Here is a 19,991-nt window from a genome sequence, read left to right on the forward strand (position 1 = left end):
GATTGTAATGTGCCGACAACATTCATCCTAGAGCGTCTGCCAGCAGTTTACTTGAGCGCTGATGGCTGTTTAGTATGAGGCCGCGACGCGCTGATTTTTTGCTCCAGAATAATAACGACGAAGGGGTTCAGGCTATGGATGAAGTACAGGATCCAGCCACTGGAGGCCTGCTGCGCTCGAAACTTTCGCCGCCCCAGGCAGCCACTGGCTTCTATATGGCACGACCACGGGTCGATGCAGCCCTTGCGGCCAATCCCCATGTCCGCCTGGTATTGTTTTGTGCTCCTGCCGGCTTTGGTAAGACCACTGCGCTGGTTGACTTTGCCGCTCGCCGCCAGGAGCAGGGTGTGCAAGTGGTATGGCTGTCGCTGGGTTGCGATGACGATGATCCGTCGCGTTTTTTCCAGCATTTGATCGATGCCCTCGGTCAGGTCGTGCCAGGCTTGGGCCGGGATGCACTCGGTTATCTGTGCAATCCGATGGGTGTGCCAGTGGCAGCGGCCATGGAGCTTTTGCTGAGCGACTTGGCGCGGGTGCAGACCCCCATGCTGCTGGTGCTCGATGACCTGCATCTTATTCAGGACAGCGACCTGCTGGCAGCCCTCAACCGCATGGTCAAACTGGCGCCTGCCAGTTTCATGCTCGCTGCCGGCAGTCGTTCGTTACCGGCGCTCAATCTGGCGACACTGCGTGCCAAGGGGCTATTGCTCGAACTGGGGGCGGACGAACTGCGTCTGAGCCCCGAAGAAATGAGTCAGTACCTCGAGCATGCCGGCGTGCACCTGGACTGCGCTGCACTCAAGTCGCTCTACGCGCATACCGAAGGCTGGATGATCGGCGTGCATCTGGCCAGCCTGTGGCTGCGTAACCAGCCACAACCCGTGGCCTCCTTGCTCGAGCTGGGCAGCGATCAGCATGCCGTCGGCGACTACCTGCTGCATACGGTGTTCGAGCAATTGCCGGCAGAGCGTCAGGAACAGCTCCTGGCGCTGGGCGTGGCACGGCAGCTCAGCGGCGATCTGGCCAATACCCTGACGGGACGTCAGGATGGCCAGCAACTGCTGGAAGAGCTGGAGGCGATGCAGCTCTTCCTGCTGCCGCTGGACCGTGAGCGGCAGTGGTATCGCTTCCATAACCAGTTCGCCGAGTTCCTGCGCGCTCGCCTGCGCGAACGAGATCCCGAGCGTTTTCGCCAACTGCACTTCAATGCCAGCCTGTGGTTCACCAACCATCACATGCAGAACTTGGCCATCGAGCATGCCAGCCTGGCCGAAGACCCGGAAATGCTCGCCGCCTTGCTCGACGGCTGCGGCCTGGAACTGATCAACCGCGGGCAGCTCGGCCTGCTCTACCGGTGGCGTAAGCAGGTGCCTGACGAGGTGGCGAGCCGCTTTCCGGTGCTGGTACTGGCCGATGTCTGGACGCGTGCCACCGATCTGAGCCTAGGCGAAGCCTACCGTCTGCTCGACGAATTGCTCGAGCGGTGGGGGGCGACGCGTGACAGCGGGCCATTGAGCGAGCGCTTGCTGGCCACCCTGGCGATCAAGGCGGTGATCGCCCTGCAGAAGGATGACCTGGACACCTGCGTGCTTCTGGCGCGACGTATCGAGGCGCAGTTGGGGCAACACACAGCCTTTCTCGAAGTGGCCATTCTCATCGTCGGCGCCCTGGCGCTGGTGATGCTGGGTCAGGCCGAGCCGGCAAGGCGCCTGCTGGCCTTGGCGCAACAGCGCAATCATTTCCTCGAAGGCCACTATCTCGACATGCAACTGAGCAACGTCGAGGTGCTGCTGTGCCTGGAGCAGGGCGGTCTGAAACAGGCGCAACTGCTCTTCCAGCAGTTGCGTGAGCGTTTCACCGGCTGGTTCGACCAGCGCTCGCGGGCGCTGGTGCTGCCGACCATCACCGAGTCCCTGATCGATTACCGGCAGGGGCGTTTCGACGGGCTGCAGGAGCGCCTGCGCTGGGCGCTCGCCACCATCGACGTGATCAACCCCATCGATCTCTATGCCCAGGCCATGCTCTGCCTGGCCCGGGTGCAGCGCATGCAGGGGGCAAGCAAGGAGGCCAGCGCCACCCTGGTGTTGATGCAGAACCTGGCGGCCCGCAATCAGTCCTGGCGTTTTTACGTGCAGGCGGTAGGCGAAGAGATTGCGTTGATCCTGCAGGAACCCCAGGTCGATCGCTGCAAACGCGCTGAACAACGGCTCAAGAGCGTGGACTGGAACAAGCTGGCCGAGCCCTATCAGTCACGTGCCCTCAACCCGGTGCTGTGGGTGCTGGGGCTGACGCGCATCCGTCTGCAGCAGGCCCGCGGCCATTACAGTGAGGCCCTGCACGAGCTGGCGCAACTGCGTACCCAGTTACAAGAAGGCCTGCATGATCTGCAGCGCATGCGCCTGGATCTGCTGGCTGCGCTGAGTTACCAGCGCCTGGGCTATCAGGAGCGGGCCCAGAGCCTGCTGGTGCAATGCCTGATCTGCGCCGAGCGCGAAGGGGCGCGCAGCGTGTTCATCGAGGAGGGCGAGGCTATTCGTCAGTTACTGCAGCAATTGGAAGCAGCCGAGCGCCAACCGGCCCTGCAAGGCTTTCTGCGCAGTCTTCTGGGCATCTGGCCTGGGCGCGAGGCGCAACAGGCCATGGACATGCTGGAGGAGGGGCTGACCGAGCGTGAGCGCGAGGTGGTCTGCCTCGCAGCCAAGGGCTTGTCCAATGACGAAATCGGTCAGCAACTGGCGCTGGCGCTCGGTACCGTCAAATGGCACCTGCACAACATCTATGAAAAGCTCAAGGTGCGTAACCGTACCCAAGCCATCCGTCGCGCCCGTGAACTGAGCCTACTCGAACCATGACCGAACAACTTTCATCGAGCCTGCAAACCTTCGCCCTGTTGCGAACCAAGCTGCATCCTCCGCACGCCGAAGGGGCTCCACTGCTCGAGCGTGAGGCGTTGCTCGAGCGCCTGATGGCCGCGCGTAATCAGCGTCTGCTGGTGCTCAGTGCCCCGGCCGGTTTTGGCAAGAGCACCGTGTTGAGCCAGTTTCGCCAGCGCTTACAGGCCGAACGGGCGCATGTTTCCTGGCTCTCGTGCGATGAGGTGGACAGTGAGCCGCCGCGTTTGCTGCAGTACCTGATCGCTTCCATCGAAGCCGTCTGCCCGAATGTCGGCAACAGTGCATCACGCCTGCTGCAAGGCGACCTGAACTGGAACCTGCTGGCCGTGCTCGATGCCTTTGCCGAAGATCTCAAGGCCATCGACCATGACCTCTACGTGATGCTCGATGACTTCCACCGGCTGCGTTATCCCGCTTTGGCGGAACGGGCGCGATATCTGCTCGAGCGCCTGCCCGAGCATGTGCACATAGTGGTCAGTACCCGCTACCAGCCTGGCTTTCTCGACGGCAAACCCATGCTCGAGAGCGGCACCTTCTGGCTGCTGGCCGATGATCTGCGCTTGAATCGCACGGAGACAGCCGCCTATTTTCGCGAGGTCAAGCGACTGGAGCTTGGCGAAGAGGAGCTGGATCAGTTACATGATCGCACCGAGGGCTGGATCACTGCATTGCACCTGGCGGCGCTGGCTTTGCCCCGGCAACTTGATCGCAGTGCTTTCCTCGCCGGCCTGTCCGGTGCCGAGCGGGATATTGCCGACTACCTGGCCGAAGACGTGGTGGCCAGACTGCCGGAAGGCCTGCAGTTGTTTCTCGACCAGACCTCCATGCTCGATGAGTTCAACGCCGAGCTGTGCAATGCCCTGACTGGTCGTCAGGATGGCGAGGAGATGCTGCAGCGTCTGCAGAGCGAGCAGTTGTTCGTCATCCCGTTGGATGAACAGGGCGAGTGGTTCCGCTACCATCACTTGTTCAGCGATTTTCTCCAGGGGCGCCTGGTCAAGCGGGGCGACCCGGCGCATCTGCTGCACGCAGCGGCACGCTGGTGCGAAAGCCACGACCTGGCCGACAAATCCATCAAATATGCCTTGCGCGCGCGCGATTACGCATTTGCCGCCGAGCTACTGGAGCGCCAGGGCGCGAAACTGATCGCCAGCAACCGGGTGTACGGCATCCTCGCCATTCTCAAGGACATTCCACCGCTGGTAATCAGCGAGCAGCCGGTGTTCCAGATCTTCTATGCCTGGCAGTTGGCGTTCGAGCAGAAATTCGCCGAATCCGAGGCCCTGATCGAGGAGGTCAGCGTGCGCCTGACCCAGGGCCGTGGCCAGGGCATGCACTTCGGCCTGCTCGAACTGCTCGCCGCTGCCCAGGTGCTCAAGGCGCTGGTGCTGCTCTATCAGGACAAGCTCGAGGCTTGCCTCAAGGTCGCTGGCCACTGGCTGGCGCTGGTTCCGCAGAATCAGCCGGTCTTTCGTGCCAGCCTGGCCTGCGTGCAGGCGGCGGCACTCGCCTTGCTGGGCGAGTTCGGTGAGGCGGCCAAGGCCATCGCCGTGGTGCGTGACAACCTGCGCCAGTGTGAAAGCGAATATCTGCACGTGATGTCCAGCCTGATCGAGGCGCTGATCTGCAAGGAGCATGGCGAGCTCGAGCGCGGATGTGCCCTGGCCGAACGTGCCAGAGCACGGGTCGATCAGGTGTTCGGGCGCCGCAGCCGGGTCGGTGGGCCGCTCGCACTGGCTTATGCCGACCTGCTGTACGAGCAGGATCGGCATGCCGCCATCCTCGCCGAACTGCCCCTGGCCACGACCTGGCGCGATGTGGCGACGCCGGTCGAGCTGATCAGCCGTGGTCAGTTGGTGATGGCTCGGGCGCGTTTCTTTGCAGGGGAGCCCGAGCAGGGCCTGGCGCAACTCGATGAATGGCTCGGTGGCTTGCAGGGAATCGGTTACGAGCGGGTGTTTGCCATTGTCATGGGCTGCAAGGTGCAGTTTCTGCTGTGGTTGCGGCGACCTAACGAGGCGCAACGCATTCTATTGCAGATGGAGCGGCATATCGCGCCCTTGCCCATCGAGCGTTATGGCGATGCGCATACCGCCTGGGCGTTGGCCGAAGCCCGCCTGGCCCTGTTCGAGCGGCGTGTGGAAAAGGCCCTGGTGAGCCTGGAGAACTGTCTTGCCAAGCAGGATGCCGACCATCAGCGTGATCGGCGCTTGCGTCTGGCGCTGTTACTTTCTGTTGCGTACTGGCGAAAAGGTAACAGCGACAAGGCTTTCGAGCTGTTCGGCAACACTCTGGAAGAAGCCTGGCAGTGCGGTTACCGTCGCTTGTTCCAGGACGAAGCCCTGTGGCTGCTGCCTCTGTGGGACGCCTGGAGCGAGGCGCTACCCAAACGTGCCGCCGCCTGGCCGCAGGTGCCTGAATTGATGCGTGAGCAGTGTCGCCGCCTGGCTGTGGATCCTCATGATTTCGAGGAAAATCAAGATATTAGCCCACGCGAGCGAGAGATCCTGCGGCTCGTGGCGGCTGGGTTGTCGAATCGTGATATCGCCCAGGCCGTGCACCTGTCGGAAGCCACCATCAAGTGGCACCTGCACAATCTGTTTGCCAAGCTCGGAGTGCGCAGCCGGACTCAGGCTGTGCTCAAGGGCAAAAGCCTGGGGCTGCTCAGTGAGGCTTGAGTTCCGTAAGGCGCGCGGCAAAGCCTTCGCGCCATTCGTTGGATGGGCTGGCAGGGCGCCGGCTGGTTAGTAGCTTGTAGCCATCGCGAAGCGCAATGTGCTTCGAGAGTCCAAGCCTGGCACACCTATGGAAGTCGTGGCAGGTCTGGAGATCGGCATCTGCCGATCAGTCTGCTCGTGACAGGACGTCACCGGCAGAGCCCGGGGACCCCCCATTTGAACTGTGGAGATAACAACAATGATGACCCTGAAAAAAATCGCTCTTGCCGTTGCCGTCGTGGCGCTTCCCTTCGCCGCTCATGCTGACCTGAAAGCGCTGGACGACTCTGCCCTGTCGGATGTCACCGGTCAGGCAGGCATCAGCATCTCCGGTAACTTCAATGCCACCATCGGCTCCGTCGTCTACACCGATACCGAAGACGGCGTCACCGATGGCAGCAACACCCTGAGCCTGAATACCGTCACCCTGTCGGGCTTCAACATCGACGACAACGCGCCGCTGACCATCGACGTGGTCGACAGCAAATTGCAGATCGGCCTGCCGACCATCAATGGTCAGGTCAAGGTCGGTGCGGTCAACATCGGGAACAACAGCATCGGTGGTGTCGCCGTCAACGACCTCAACATGGCCGGTTCGACCGTCAGAATTTGGGGGCATTGATCTCCGCTTGAGTGGTATGAGGCGACCTGAGTGCGAGGTGTGGCTCGGGTCGCCACTTCAGTCTGGTAGTCGTCGGATAGCAACATGATCGAAATCCTCGTGGGCAGCCTGATCGGCCTGTTCGGTTTTACCGAGGCTGTCGACACCAAGCCGCCACCCGCCGGCACCGTCAATATCGGCCAGGCCGCCCTGAATCCCGTGCAGCGCGAGTCTGTGGTGCTGGAGCCGATGAGCCAGCTGCAGTTTCGTAACGTTACCCGCCAAGCCTACGACTATAGCTGTGGTTCCGCTGCCTTGACCACGCTGCTCGACTACTTCCTGGGGCGCAACCTGCAGGAACGCCAGGTGATGGAAGGTTTGCTGCGTTTCGGCGAAGCGGAAAAGATCGTCGAACGCCGCGGCTTTTCCTTGCTCGACATGAAGCGTTTCGTGACGGCGCTGGGTTACAAGAGCGGTGGCTTTCGTGCTTCCTTCAGTGATCTGGAATCCTTGGAAAATCCGGCCATCGTGCCGATCCATTATGCGGGCTTCAAGCATTTCGTCGTGGTGCGTGACGTCTATAACGATCATGTTTTCGTGGCCGACCCGGCTTTGGGCAACATCAGTTTCACCCGGGTGCGCTTCGAGGAAATCTGGGATCAGAACGTCTTGTTCGTGATCTTCCCCAGCGGTAACGAGCCGCCCAATGCACTGGCTCTGAGTGAGCGCGATCTACGTATCATCGATGATCGCACCATCAGCCTGCTGGCCTTTCGCGAGTTTCCACAAATGGCCAAGTTCTCCACCAACCAAGCCGACCAGTTGGGCTCGGGAGGGGATATTCAGTACATCCGCCGCAAGTGATTTACCCGGCATAACAATAACGATCTGGGAGCAGCGTCATGGGATTTTCGGTATATGCGCGGCTGGCATTCGTGCTACTGCTCGCTGCACAGACGCAGCAGGTGTTTGCGGAGCAGGCTACGGTCGACGACGCGCGTGAGGCGCTGACCAAGAAAGAGGATGACGCCGACAGCGCCAAGGCGCTGGAGCAAGTATTCCAGGCGGCGGAAAAGAGCTACACCCTGCTCAAGAAGGGTGAGCGCACCCTGACCTACGGTTTCGATTATTCGTTGCTGCGCGACACGCAGATCCAGACGGTACGCACGGGCAACAACGTGTTCAGTGTCATCGGTCAGAGCGAGGCGCAGCACACCTTCACCAACTCCTTCACCTTCGACTATGGCGTCTGGGACAACCTGACGTTCAGCGTGCGCGTGCCCTTCGTCGCCAAGTACGACACCGAGCGCGACATCGATACCCACAGCCTGGGCGACCTGTCGCTCAGCCTGCGCTGGCAGCCCTGGTCGTCGGCACGGGGCAAACCGGTCACCACCCTGTTCGCCACGCTCGGCCTGCCCACGGGGGACAGCCCTTACGACGTCAAGGTGGACAGTGGTCTGTCTACCGGCAATGGCTATTACAACCTGGGCTTCGGCGCCAACCTGTCCTACGTGGTTGACCCGGTGGTGCTGTTCGGCTCGCTTGGTTACACCTACAACATGCCGGTGCGCAACGTCGACCAGGTGCGCGGTGGGCGCCTGTTGCGTTCGGTCGATCCGGGAGCGAGCCTGGCGCTCAGCATGGGCTTCGCCTATGCCCTGTCCTACGACGTGTCCCTGGCCACCTCGTTCCAGATGTCGCATAACCTGGCGCCGACCTTCACTTTTGAGGATGCCAAGTTCGAGGGCACCGAGCAGACCAGCGCGGTGATGAACTTCTCTCTTGGTCTGCGTACCTCGCCGGATCGTATCGTCAACATCAACGCCGGCTTCGGTATGACCGAAGATTCCCCCGATGTCCTGCTCGGATTTTCCTTGCCTCTGGACATCAAGGGTTTGAAGCCCCAATAAGCAGCGAGTACGACTCTCATGACTTCTCGTGCAATGCTGCAGCCCCTGCTGTTGGCGGGCCTGGCGCTTGGCTGGTGGTTGCCGGCGCAGGCGCAACTGGCCAATAACCTCACCATCGGCAACCCCAAGGCCATGGCCATGGGCAACGCCGTGACGGCCGACTCAACTGGCATCGACGCAGTGCATTACAACCCGGCGGCTTTGAGCAAACTCAAAGGGCGGATGACCACGCTGAAGATGATCAGCGGCGTCATGGACATCCGCGCCAAGTTCGATCCGCGTGAAGGCTACAATTTCTTTGGTTACGACGACGATCCGTACAAGAACTCCAGCACCCGCACCACGACACCGGCCATGTATCTGCCAGGCCTCGGGGGGATGACCGAGATGCCACTGCTGGCGGCGCCGCTGGCGGGGCTGTCGATCAACCCACCGGGTTCCAAGTTCACCTTTGCCACCAACGTCTACGCTCCCATGGCGCTGGGCTATTCGCGGGATTCCGACAGCGATCCGGGGCGCTTTCAGGGCCGTCAGGTGTCCCTGCAGCGCATTACCTACTTCTCGCCATCGCTGGCCTATCAGGTCAACGACGAGCTGTCGCTGGGGCTGTCGATTGGCTTCTCGCACCAGGCCATGGCGCTCAATCAGGATTTCCGTAACCCTAGCTTGCTCACCGGGCTGACCCAAGAACTGAATAGGGCGTTATGTCAACCAGGTTTGCAGGAGCTTCTGGGAGCATTCTTCAACGTTTGTGGTGGCAGGATCGGCCCATTCGACTCCCTGGCCAACCTTCAGCTCGATCTGCAGCAGAGCCTGTCACCCACCTACAACCTGGGCATTCTCTGGGAGCCCACCGACTGGTTCGCTTGGGGCGCGACCTACCAGAGCGAAGCGCGGATGCATCTGCAGGGCAAGTATCGCATCGAGTACTCCAAGGACTGGGCCGGCTTCTGGAGCGGTTTGCAGGGCTCGTTGTTTGGCGCAATCTTCAGCCCGTTGTTTCCCTATGGGGCGCAAGAGGAGAGCGGTAATGCCTCGCTCAAGTTGACTTACCCGGACTCCTTCAGCACCGGCATCAAGGTACGGCCCTTCGACAAGTGGCAGTTCAACTTCGACCTGCGCTGGGTTGGTTACAGCGACTGGAACAATTTCGAGATTGAGTTCGATCGTGAGCTGGATATCCTGCGCATCGCCAAGACCTTCAGCAGTCAAAACGCGACCAACCGTAGCATCATCCTTGATCGCGGTTATCGAGACACCTGGAGTTGGGGCGTTGGCGTGCAGTACGAGGTCAACGACCGCCTGGCTCTGCGCGCCGGCTACGAGTACCGCCCCTCGGCGATTCCCAAGAACAAGGCTGACGTGCTGGCCCCTGTGGGCGACGCCGATCTCTATGGGCTCGGTTTCGCTTATCGCTGGGACAAGGACACCACCATCGAAGCCGGCTTCAATTACTTCGTCTCCAAGCAGAGCATCCCGGCGGGCAGTAGCTGCAACGCCAACTGCGAAGGTCTGGACAAGCTCGTCTATAACCCTTATGCGGGGCTCAACATCGAGACGACGGTGAAGGCCTATATCTTCTCCCTCAGTTACACCACGAGGTTCTGACATCATGCGCCTGTTGCTGTTGGCCTGGCTGTTGTTGGCCTGCCTGCCGTCATTGGCAGCCAGCCGTTACCTGACCTGGGTGGATGACCAAGGTCGGGTGCACAACACCTTCGTCGACGAACGCTTCGCCGAGCAGCAGCGCAGCGCGCAGCGTCGTGCCGAACTCAGCGATCAGGCGCGGCTGGGGGAGAGCGGCAAATGGCCGGGCAGTGCGCCGGACACGGGCGAGAGCAAGCGGCGTTACTACACCTGGGTCGACAGCGGTGGCCAGTTGCACAACAGCTTCTATCTGGGCGAGCGCAACCGCGAAGGCGGGGAGCGTGACCAGTTGCTGGGTACGGGAGAGCGAGTCGGTGACTACATCGACGCCGATGAGCTGGAGGGGCGTGGTTTCGCCCGCAGCCAGTCCGACAGCCGTTACTACACCTGGGTCGATGAGAAGGGGCAGATGCACAACTCGCCGGTGTTGGCACCTGGTCGGCAGAATAAGCCGAGCGGGGCGCAGGCGGTGCATTACAGCGAAGGACGGCAGGTTAAGTTCGAGCCTGTGGCGAGCAAACTGCCGACGCTCGATGGCCAGCCTAGTGCGGCGATGCAGGCGCTGTTGGAGGGCAGCGAGCCCCGCGGTGAAGGCCTGTATGCCGAGTTGCTGCAGCGTTGCTGTGGGCAGATGCGCGAGAGTGATTTCACTCCCTTGTCTGTCGAGGAACCGCGTTACGAAGAGTTGAGCCGCTATTCGCCGAGCTTCGACTTTCCCATGGGGCGCAGTTATTACGCGGCCTTGAGTCTACCGGCGTCGCGCCAGACCTACGGTCTGCGCGTACGCAGTTTCGCCAATCGCCAGGTGGTGTATCCCTCACTGTTGTTTCTCGATGAGGCCAAGCGACCGACGCGCCTGGTCAGTGATGCGGTGTACCAGCTCCATCCGGAAACCTGGTACCGCTATGCTTTCATCGAGGGCACGGTCAAGGTGCGCGCCGAGCAGGGCGAGCGCTACGTGTTGCTGCTCACCACGGACGAGGATCGCAGTCTGCAGACCCTCGACAACAAGCCGTTCAAACGGCCTCTGCAGGCGCTGGCCGTGGACGAGGCGGGCATGCAGCGACATGCCCATGGCGACGAAGGTGAATTCGAGCTGGCGATCGTGCGTTAGGGGCTGAGCCTAAGGGGAGGGGCGCTGGCAGGTCCCGGATTGCATCCGGGCTACGGCGGGTTGCAGGCTCTGGCGAGGGGCAACCCGCTCCACAGGGGTCAATCGTCCTGCTTGAGCACGATGTTGCCGAACAGCTCCTGGGAGAAGCGTACACGCTCCTCGGCGTTCTCTTGAATGCCCTTGGCTTTCAGTTCTTCCAGGCGCGCTTCGACGGCATGGGTACGCTTGGTGAGGCCGCAGTCGTTGGCGATCTGGATGTTCAGGCCTGGGCGGGCGTTGAGCTCGAGAATCAGCGGGCCCTTGTCCTGATCCAGCACCATGTCCACGCCGATGTAGCCCAGGCCACACAGCTCGTAGCAGCCAGCGGCGAGCTTCATGAAACCGTCCCAGTTCGGCAGTTGCACGCCATCCACCGCATTGGTGGTGTCCGGGTGCTTGCTGATCTTGTTGTTCAGCCAGGTGCCGCGCAGAGTGACGCCGGTGGCCAGATCCACGCCGACACCGATGGCGCCCTGGTGCAGGTTGGCCTTGCCGTTGGACTGCCGGGTAGGCAGACGCAGCATGGCCATCACCGGGTAGCCCATCAGCACGATGATGCGGATGTCCGGCACACCTTCGTAGCTGATGCTCTTGAAGATGGTATCCGGGGTCACGCGGTACTCGATCAGCGCGCGGTCGCGGTGCCCGCCAAGGGAGTACAGGCCGGACAGGATGCTGGAAATCTGCTGTTCCAGCTCCTCGTGGCTGACGATCTTGCCGGATACCGTCTTGAAGCGATCCTCGAAACGATCGGCGATCACCATGATGCCGTCACCGCCGGCACCCTGCGCCGGCTTGATGACGAAGTCGTTGCGCCCGGCGATGATCTCGTCGAGCTTGTCGATGCCTTTCTCGGTTTCAATGATGCCGTACAGCTCCGGCACGTCGATGCCGGCCTCGATGGCCCGCTCCTTGGTGATGATCTTGTCGTCGACGATGGGGTACAGGTGCCGTTTGTTGTACTTCAGCACGTAGTCCGCATTGCGTCGGTTGATGCCCATGATGCCCTTGGCTTCAAGGGCCTTCCACGTCTTGATCAGGCCGAACATGGTCTTAGTCCTTGAGGAAGGCTTTGAAGCGGAACAGTTCGGTCAGGCGGTAGCCGCGGTAGCGTCCCATCGCCAGCATGAAGCCCACCAGGATCAGCAGGATGGCCGGGAAGGTGAACACGAAGTAGACCAGTTCCGGCACGGTCATCAGCAGGTGCGCGATGGTGGCGGCGAACAGGGTGCCGATGGCGACCTTGAAGGCATGGCTACCGCCTCGCTCTTCCCAGGTGATCGACAGGCGCTCGATGGTCATGGTCAGAATCACCATCGGGAACAGGGCCACCGACAGGCCGCGTTCCAGACCCAGCTTGTGGCTTAACAGGCTGATGGTGGCGATCAACACCACAACGAAGGTCAGCACCACCGACAGGCGCGGCAGCATCTGCAGCTTGAGGTGCTCCAGATAGGAGCGTAGCGACAGGCCTAGCGCGGTGATCACGGTGAATAGGAAGATACCGAAGCCTAGCTGGGTTTCACGGAAGGCGAGGGCGATCAGCACCGGGGTGAAGGTGCCGAGGGTCTGCAGGCCGCCGAGGTTACGCAAGATGAGGATGACCAGCACGCCAATGGGGATCATCACCATGATCATGAAGGTCTGCTGGGTTTGCAGCGGCAGGCCGTAGAGCGAGTATTCGAGGAAGCTCGCGTCGGTGTTCTCGTCGGTCAGCTTGGCCAGGCGGATGGCGTTCATCTCGCTGTTGTTCAGGCTGAAGCTGACCTGCACCTGCTTGCCGCCCTCGAGGTTGATCAGATCGTCGTCGCCGATCCACCACACCAGTCGGTCTGCCGGCAGGCCCTGCTCGCCAGTTTCCGGGTTGAAATACAGCCATTTCTGGCCGTTGAAGCTGCGCAGCCACAGTTCCGGCGACTGCGCCACCTCGGCCTGCAGGCGGATGGTGTGCACGCGCTCCATCGGTACGTGGGCGATGGACAGCAGCAGGTCGACCACCTTGGCCTTGTTGGCGGTGGAGGCGTCGCCGCCGAGTAGCAGCTTGACGTTGTCGTCATTGCTATTGTTGACGCGCTTGATGGTCTCGCTGATGAAGGTTTCGACATCCGCCGAGTGCTGGCGGATCGGCGCCAGCAGGGCTTCGGCGGCGATCTTCTCGGGGCCTTCGACCACCATGCTGTCACGGAAGATAGGGCCTTTGACCTGAGTCTGTTCGCCGCTGTAGCGCTTGGTCAGCACCAGACGGTAGTAAAGAGTCTGCTTGCCGCTGGCACGTCGGGCCGACCAGGTCACGCGGCGGTTGCCGTCGACACGGTTGACGCTGACCCCGTAATTGTTGGAGATGAAGCTCTCGTTGAGGCTGACGTAATCCTGGCTCAGCGGCGGCACGAACATCTGCAACTTCACCGGCTCGCGCGGGTTGGCCTGGAATTCGACCTTGGCGTCGATGTTCCACAGGTCATCGGTTTCATCCTCGGTGACCGGGATGCCGAGAATGAATATTTGATATGCCGTAATCAGAACGCCCAGGGTCACCAACAGGGTGATCAGGACTTTCAGATGCAGGTTCAGAGAGCGCATGGGAATTACTCGCCAGGGGTTGCGTCGTTGGTGCAGCCAGGCTTGCCGGCGGCATATTTAAGGCTTGGATCGACCATGGCACCGAAGCGTTTGAGTGCTTCGGAGCCGATCAGAAGCGGGTATTGGAATGCGCTTCGGTCGGTCAAGTTCACTTCTATCGTGCGCAGGGTCTGGCCCAGGCACAGTTCGAGGTCGATTACGGGGCGTGCGGTATAGGTTTTGTCTTCATCGGGATCATAGTCGCCGGCGCGGCGTTTGATCTTGCTGATCCTGGCCAGCGGGCGCTCGAAGGTGCGCTCGTGGGTATCGTCGATGGCCAGGATGAAGCTGACCCAGGTTTCGCCATCACGCTTGAAGCGTTTGATGTCGCGAGCGCTGAGCGAGGCGGTCTTGGCGCCGGTGTCGAGCTTGGCGGCAACCAGCAAATCCAGTTCTTCGATATGGACGTACTCGTTCAGGCCATAGATGGACTTGCCCACGGCCATGCTTGGGCTGAGCAGTGCAAACAGACAGGGCAGGGAGGCTAGAAGCTGGAGTCTCATGAGTCCTTGAGTAGGTAAAGCGATGGACTGTCCATACGCCAGTGAGCAACGGTCGCAGCGCAAGTCTGCCGTATTGATGCAGGCAGTGGCACTGGGCCAGCGGCGAAATGCGAGGAATTCTAGCATGTGCTGCAAGACCGCTGACAATTGCTTGTAACGCAGGTGGTGTAACCGATTGCGCAACTGCCATGTCGTTGGCTTCAAGAAACCAGGCCAGGGCTTGTTGCCTTGTGGCGGGCTGAGCAGCTATCAGGGCGAGGCTTCGACAGGGCGATGGGCATGATACGGGGAAGGGGCTACGCATCTGCATCATTGTCGACAATAGTGCTTTTTTCTTTGACGTGGCTGCTGGTTTGGCGTATCTATTTGGCTGTTTTCAGAATTTAGTGTCGACAATATGCTTAATGTCATTGAGGCTCAAGAAGCGCAGGAAGACTCTGGAACCCTGGCCGAGCATGTCTTCCGGTTGATCCAGTCAGCTATCGTGCGCGGCGAGATCGCCCCTGGCAGCAAGATCTCCGAGCCCGAACTGGCACGCACCTATGGCATCAGCCGTGGCCCGTTGCGCGAGGCGATCCATCGCCTGGAAGGGCAGAAGTTGCTGGTGCGGGTGCCACATGTGGGGGCGCGGGTGGTGTCGCTCAGCCATTGCGAGCTGATCGAGCTGTACGAGATTCGCGAGTCCCTCGAAGGCATGGCCTGCCGCCTGGCCGCCGAGCGCATGAGCCAGGGCGAGATCGACGAACTGCGCCGGGTGCTGGAGCTGCACGAGCAGGACGCCGCGTTCAAGGCCGGCGTCGGCTACTACCAGCAGGAAGGCGATTTCGATTTCCACTACCGGATCATCCAGGGCAGCGGCAATCGCACCCTGGCCAAGTTGCTGTGCGACGAGCTGTACCAACTGGTGCGCATGTACCGCCTGCAGTTTTCCGCTACGCCCAATCGACCGCACCAGGCTTTCGCCGAACACCACCGCATTCTCGATGCCATCGCCGAACGTGACGGCGAACTGGCCGAACTGCTGATGCGCCGTCATATCGGCGCCTCCAAGCGTAATATCGAGCGCCACTATCAGGAGGCGCTCGTCACTTCATCCCAGACCCGAGGTGATTCATGACCCAGCTTTCCGCCGGCCAGCGTTTCCGCCAGGCCCTCGCCGAAGAGCAACCGCTGCAGGTGATCGGCGCGATCAACGCCAACCATGCATTGCTGGCCAAGCGTGCCGGTTTCCGCGCCATCTACCTGTCCGGTGGTGGCGTGGCGGCCGGCTCCCTGGGCCTGCCAGACCTGGGCATCAACACCCTCGATGACGTGCTGACCGATGTGCGCCGCATCACCGATGTCTGCGACCTGCCGCTGCTGGTGGACATCGACACCGGCTTCGGCCCAAGTGCCTTCAACATCGAGCGCACCATCAAGAACCTGATCAAGGCAGGTGCCGCTGCCGCGCATATCGAGGATCAGGTCGGTGCCAAGCGCTGCGGCCACCGTCCGGGCAAGGAGATCGTTTCCACCGAGGAAATGTGCGACCGCGTGATGGCTGCCGCTGATGCCAAGACCGATCCTGACTTCTTCCTTATCGCCCGTACCGACGCTATTCAGGCCGAGGGGGTGGACGCCGCCATCGAGCGCTGCCAAGCCTACGTCGAGGCGGGTGCCGACGGTATCTTCGCCGAGGCGGCCTATGACCTGCCCACTTACCAGCGCTTCGTCGAGGCGCTGAAGGTGCCGGTGCTGGCCAACATCACCGAATTCGGTGCCACGCCGCTGTTCACCCGCGACGAACTGGCCTCGGTCGGCGTGGCCATCCAGCTTTATCCGCTGTCGGCCTTCCGTGCGGCGAACAAGGCGGCGGAAAGTGTCTACACCTCGATCCGCCAGAACGGCCACCAGAAGGACGTGATCGAATTGATGCAGACCCGCGCCGAACTCTACGACCGCATCGGCTACCACGCCTTCGAGCAGAAGCTCGATGCGCTGTTCGCTGCTGGCAAGAAATAAAGACAAGAACAAGGATTCGAGGAGATAACCATGAGTGCCACCGAAACCACCCCTGGCTTCAAACCGAAGAAATCCGTCGCCCTGAGCGGCACCGCCGCCGGCAACACCGCGCTGTGCACCGTTGGCCGCACAGGCAACGACCTGCATTACCGTGGCTATGATGTGCTCGATTTCGCCAACCGCTGCGAGTTCGAGGAGATCGCCCATCTGTTGGTGCATGGCAAGTTGCCCAACGTCGCCGAGCTGGCTGGCTACAAGGCCAAGCTCAAGGCCCTGCGCGGCCTGCCGGCCGGGGTGAAGGCGGCTCTGGAGACTCTGCCGCCCTCGGCGCACCCGATGGACGTGATGCGCACCGCCGTATCGGTGCTCGGTTGCCTGGCGCCGGAAAAGGATGACCACAACCACCCGGGTGCCCGCGATATTGCCGACAAGCTGATGGCCTCTCTGGGTTCGGCGCTGCTGTACTGGTACCACTACAGCCACAACGGCAAACGCATCGAGGTGGACACCGACGACGACTCCATTGGCGGCCACTTTCTGCATCTGCTGCATGGTGAGAAGCCGCGCGAGTCCTGGGTGCGCGCCATGCACACCTCGCTGAACCTGTATGCCGAGCACGAATTCAACGCCTCCACCTTCACCTCGCGGGTGATTGCCGGTACCGGCTCCGACCTGTTCTCCTGCATCGCCGGCGCCATCGGCGCGCTGCGAGGGCCGAAACACGGCGGCGCCAATGAGGTGGCCTTCGAGGTGCAGAAGCGCTACGACAGCCCGGACGAGGCCGAGGCCGACATCCGTGAGCGGGTAGGGCGCAAGGAAGTGGTGATCGGCTTCGGTCACCCGGTCTACACCGTCAGCGACCCGCGCAACAAGGTGATCAAGGAAGTGGCCCGCGAGCTATCCGTGGAGCAGGGCAACACCAAGATGTATGACATCGCCGAGCGACTGGAAAGCGTGATGTGGGAGATCAAGAAGATGTTCCCCAACCTCGACTGGTTCAGCGCCGTGAGCTACCACATGATGGGCGTGCCCACCGCCATGTTCACTCCGTTGTTCGTTATCGCCCGTACCGCCGGCTGGTCCGCGCACGTTATCGAGCAACGCATCGACGGCAAGATCATCCGCCCGAGCGCCAACTACACAGGCCCCGAAGACCTGAAGTTCGTGCCGCTCAAGGACCGTAAATAAAATGACCGAAACCGTGAACAGTCAATACCGCAAGCGCCTGCCCGGTACCGCGCTGGATTACTTCGACGCTCGTGAGGCGGTCGAGGCGATCCAGACCGGCGCCTGGAGCAAGCTGCCCTACACCTCGCGCGTGCTCGCCGAGCAGCTAGTGCGCCGCTGCGATCCGCAAGACCTGATCGCCTCGCTGGAGCAACTGGTCTACCGCAAGCGCGACCTGGACTTTCCCTGGTACCCGGCGCGTGTGGTGTGCCACGACATCCTTGGCCAGACCGCACTGGTCGACCTGGCCGGCCTGCGTGACGCCATCGCAGAAAAAGGTGGTGACCCGGCCAAGGTCAACCCGGTGGTGCCGACCCAGCCGATCGTCGACCACTCCCTGGCCGTCGAGGCGCCGGGCTTCGACCCTGACGCCTTCGAGAAGAACCGTGCCATCGAGGATCGGCGCAACGAGGATCGCTTCCACTTCATCGACTGGACCAAGACCGCGTTCAAGAACGTCGACGTGATCCCGGCCGGCAACGGCATCATGCACCAGATCAACCTGGAGAAGATGAGCCCGGTGATCCAGGCGCGCGGCGGCATCGCCTTCCCCGATACCTGCGTCGGCACCGACTCGCATACCCCGCATGTCGATGCCCTGGGCGTCATCGCCATCGGCGTCGGCGGCCTGGAGGCCGAGACGGTGATGCTTGGCCATCCATCGATGATGCGTCTGCCTGATATCGTCGGCGTCGAGCTGACCGGCAAGCGCCAGCCTGGCATCACCGCCACCGATATCGTCCTGGCACTGACCGAGTTCCTGCGCAAGGAGCGCGTGGTCGGTGCCTGGGTCGAGTTCTTCGGCGAGGGCGCCGACAGCCTGTCCATCGGCGACCGCGCCACCATCTCCAATATGTGCCCCGAGTATGGTGCGACGGCCTCGATGTTCTATATCGACGGCCAGACCATCGACTACCTCAAGCTCACCGGGCGTGAACCGGAGCAGGTGGCGTTGGTGGAGAATTACGCCAAGACCCTCGGCCTGTGGAGCGACGCGCTGAAAACCGCCGAGTACGAGCGCGTGCTGCGTTTTGATCTGGGCAGCGTGGTGCGCAATATGGCTGGCCCGAGCAACCCGCATCGCCGCCTGCCGACCTCGGCGCTAGCCGAGCGTGGTATCGCCGACGAAGACAAGCTGCAGGCCGGCAAGGGCGAAGAAGCCCAGGGCCTGATGCCTGACGGCGCGGTAATCATCGCCGCCATCACTAGCTGCACCAACACCTCCAACCCGCGCAATGTCATCGCTGCCGGTCTGGTGGCGAAGAAGGCCAATGCGCTGGGCCTGGTGCGTAAGCCCTGGGTGAAAACGTCGTTCGCGCCAGGCTCCAAGGTCGCCAAGCTGTACCTGGAGGAGGCCGGTCTGCTGCCGGAGCTGGAAAAGCTCGGCTTCGGCATCGTCGCCTATGCTTGTACCACCTGTAACGGCATGTCTGGCGCGCTCGATCCGAAAATCCAGAAGGAAATCATCGAGCGCGACCTGTACGCCACCGCTGTGCTCTCGGGCAACCGCAACTTCGACGGGCGCATCCATCCCTATGCCAAGCAGGCCTTCCTCGCTTCGCCACCGCTGGTTGTGGCCTATGCGATTGCCGGCACCGTGCGTTTCGATATCGAGCAGGATGCGCTGGGCACTGATGCTCAGGGCAACCCGATCACGCTGAAGGATCTGTGGCCGAGCGACGAGGAGATCGATGCCATAGTCGCGGCGAGCGTCAAGCCCGAGCAGTTCAAGCAGATCTACATCCCGATGTTCGACCTGGGTAGCGTGCAGGAGGCCGAGAGCCCGCTGTACGACTGGCGGCCGATGTCCACCTACATCCGCCGCCCGCCATATTGGGAAGGCGCGCTGGCCGGCGAGCGTACGCTCAAGGGCATGCGCCCGCTGGCGATCCTGCCGGACAACATCACCACCGATCACCTGTCGCCGTCCAACGCTATCCTGGCGGATTCGGCCGCTGGCGAGTACCTGGCGAAAATGGGCCTGCCGGAAGAAGACTTCAACTCCTACGCCACCCACCGTGGCGACCATTTGACTGCGCAACGCGCCACCTTCGCCAACCCGCAACTGGTCAACGAAATGGCCGTGGTCGACGGGCAGGTGAAGCAGGGCTCGCTGGCCCGGGTGGAGCCCGAAGGCAAGGTGATGCGAATGTGGGAAGCCATCGAGACCTACATGAACCGCAAGCAGAACCTGATCATCGTTGCCGGTGCTGACTATGGCCAGGGCTCGTCCCGTGACTGGGCGGCCAAGGGCGTGCGTCTGGCGGGTGTGGAGGTGATCGTCGCCGAAGGTTTCGAGCGCATCCATCGCACCAACCTGGTGGGCATGGGCGTGCTGCCGGTGGAGTTCAAGCCGGGTACCACCCGCCTGACCCTGGGCCTGGATGGCACCGAAACCTATGACATCGAGGGCGACATCTCGCCACGCTGCGACCTGACCCTGGTGGTCAATCGCCGTAACGGCGAGACGGTCAAGGTGCCGGTGACCTGCCGCCTGGATACGGCTGCCGATGTCAACGTGTACAAGGCCGGTGGCGTGCTGCAGCGTTTCGCCAAGGACTTCCTCGAAGGCGCGGTGGCGTGATGACGCGGTCTACTCCCTCTCCCATTCATGGGAGAGGGCTGGGGAGAGGGTGGTGCAGGCGGCTCGGTGTTGTCTGATAGACCCTCTCCCCCGGCCCCTCTCCCGCAAGCGGGAGAGGGGAGACAAGCGCGT

Annotated in this window: 15 protein-coding genes; 11 read left to right on the forward strand and 4 right to left on the reverse strand. The window is 61.8% G+C overall.

The window, feature by feature from the left end; genetic code table 11:
* Positions 1 to 47 precede the first annotated feature (47 nt).
* Entirely contained in the window at positions 48 to 353 is a 306-nt protein-coding gene (locus PVE35_RS09960) for a hypothetical protein (RefSeq protein WP_277374538.1), read from the reverse strand.
* Here PVE35_RS09960 and PVE35_RS09965 point away from each other — a divergent pair.
* From PVE35_RS09965 to PVE35_RS09995, 7 genes are all read left to right on the forward strand, one after another.
* Positions 348 to 2,852: a LuxR C-terminal-related transcriptional regulator gene (locus tag PVE35_RS09965; RefSeq protein WP_277374539.1), complete on the forward strand. Its 2,505-nt coding sequence runs from the start codon at positions 348 to 350 to the stop codon at positions 2,850 to 2,852. The two genes, PVE35_RS09960 and PVE35_RS09965, sit on opposite strands and share 6 nt — an antisense overlap.
* Positions 2,849 to 5,572: a LuxR C-terminal-related transcriptional regulator gene (locus PVE35_RS09970; RefSeq protein WP_268177823.1), complete on the forward strand. Its 2,724-nt coding sequence runs from the start codon at positions 2,849 to 2,851 to the stop codon at positions 5,570 to 5,572. The genes PVE35_RS09965 and PVE35_RS09970 overlap by 4 nt, the downstream gene beginning before the upstream one ends.
* Positions 5,573 to 5,810: 238 nt before the next feature.
* Positions 5,811 to 6,233, forward strand: coding sequence for a DUF6160 family protein (locus tag PVE35_RS09975; RefSeq protein WP_277374540.1), 423 nt, complete (start codon positions 5,811 to 5,813; stop codon positions 6,231 to 6,233).
* Positions 6,234 to 6,317: 84 nt separating this feature from the next.
* Entirely contained in the window at positions 6,318 to 7,076 is a 759-nt protein-coding gene (locus tag PVE35_RS09980) for a C39 family peptidase (protein WP_268177821.1), read from the forward strand.
* Positions 7,077 to 7,114: 38 nt separating this feature from the next.
* Positions 7,115 to 8,125, forward strand: a complete 1,011-nt coding sequence (locus PVE35_RS09985) for a transporter (RefSeq protein WP_277374541.1) — start codon at positions 7,115 to 7,117, stop codon at positions 8,123 to 8,125.
* Positions 8,126 to 8,143: 18 nt separating this feature from the next.
* Positions 8,144 to 9,733, forward strand: coding sequence for an outer membrane protein transport protein (locus tag PVE35_RS09990; protein WP_277374542.1), 1,590 nt, complete (start codon positions 8,144 to 8,146; stop codon positions 9,731 to 9,733).
* A 4-nt stretch (positions 9,734 to 9,737) separates the two neighbouring features.
* Entirely contained in the window at positions 9,738 to 10,886 is a 1,149-nt protein-coding gene (locus PVE35_RS09995) for a MalM family protein (RefSeq protein ID WP_277374543.1), read from the forward strand.
* Between the two features lie 98 nt (positions 10,887 to 10,984).
* Here the strand turns inward: PVE35_RS09995 and PVE35_RS10000 are convergent, their stop codons facing one another.
* The 3 genes from PVE35_RS10000 to PVE35_RS10010 are packed head-to-tail and all read right to left on the reverse strand — an operon-like array spanning position 10,985 to position 14,047.
* Positions 10,985 to 11,974: an alpha-L-glutamate ligase-like protein gene (locus tag PVE35_RS10000; RefSeq protein ID WP_268177817.1), complete on the reverse strand. Its 990-nt coding sequence runs from the start codon at positions 11,972 to 11,974 to the stop codon at positions 10,985 to 10,987.
* 4 nt (positions 11,975 to 11,978) lie between these two features.
* A complete protein-coding gene (locus PVE35_RS10005; RefSeq protein WP_268177816.1) occupies positions 11,979 to 13,505 on the reverse strand; it encodes an inactive transglutaminase family protein in 1,527 nt (508 codons plus the stop codon).
* Positions 13,506 to 13,510: 5 nt separating this feature from the next.
* Positions 13,511 to 14,047 (reverse strand): ATP-dependent zinc protease, encoded by a 537-nt coding sequence (locus PVE35_RS10010; protein ID WP_277374544.1) that lies wholly within the window; start codon positions 14,045 to 14,047, stop codon positions 13,511 to 13,513.
* A gap of 397 nt (positions 14,048 to 14,444) precedes the next feature.
* Between PVE35_RS10010 and PVE35_RS10015 the strand changes: the two genes are divergently transcribed.
* The 4 genes from PVE35_RS10015 to acnD are packed head-to-tail and all read left to right on the forward strand — an operon-like array spanning position 14,445 to position 19,859.
* A complete protein-coding gene (locus PVE35_RS10015; RefSeq protein ID WP_268177815.1) occupies positions 14,445 to 15,164 on the forward strand; it encodes a GntR family transcriptional regulator in 720 nt (239 codons plus the stop codon).
* Entirely contained in the window at positions 15,161 to 16,048 is an 888-nt protein-coding gene (prpB, locus tag PVE35_RS10020; protein ID WP_277374545.1) for a methylisocitrate lyase, read from the forward strand. Before PVE35_RS10015 ends, prpB begins: the two co-directional genes overlap by 4 nt.
* A 30-nt stretch (positions 16,049 to 16,078) precedes the next feature.
* Positions 16,079 to 17,236, forward strand: coding sequence for a 2-methylcitrate synthase (prpC, locus tag PVE35_RS10025; protein WP_277374546.1), 1,158 nt, complete (start codon positions 16,079 to 16,081; stop codon positions 17,234 to 17,236).
* A 13-nt stretch (positions 17,237 to 17,249) separates the two neighbouring features.
* On the forward strand, positions 17,250 to 19,859 hold the full coding sequence (gene acnD, locus PVE35_RS10030) for a Fe/S-dependent 2-methylisocitrate dehydratase AcnD (RefSeq protein WP_277374870.1): 2,610 nt from the start codon (positions 17,250 to 17,252) through the stop codon (positions 19,857 to 19,859).
* The last annotated feature ends 132 nt before the right edge of the window (positions 19,860 to 19,991 follow it).

Source organism: Pseudomonas sp. AA-38 (assembly GCF_029457475.1).
Lineage (GTDB): Bacteria > Pseudomonadota > Gammaproteobacteria > Pseudomonadales > Pseudomonadaceae > Aquipseudomonas.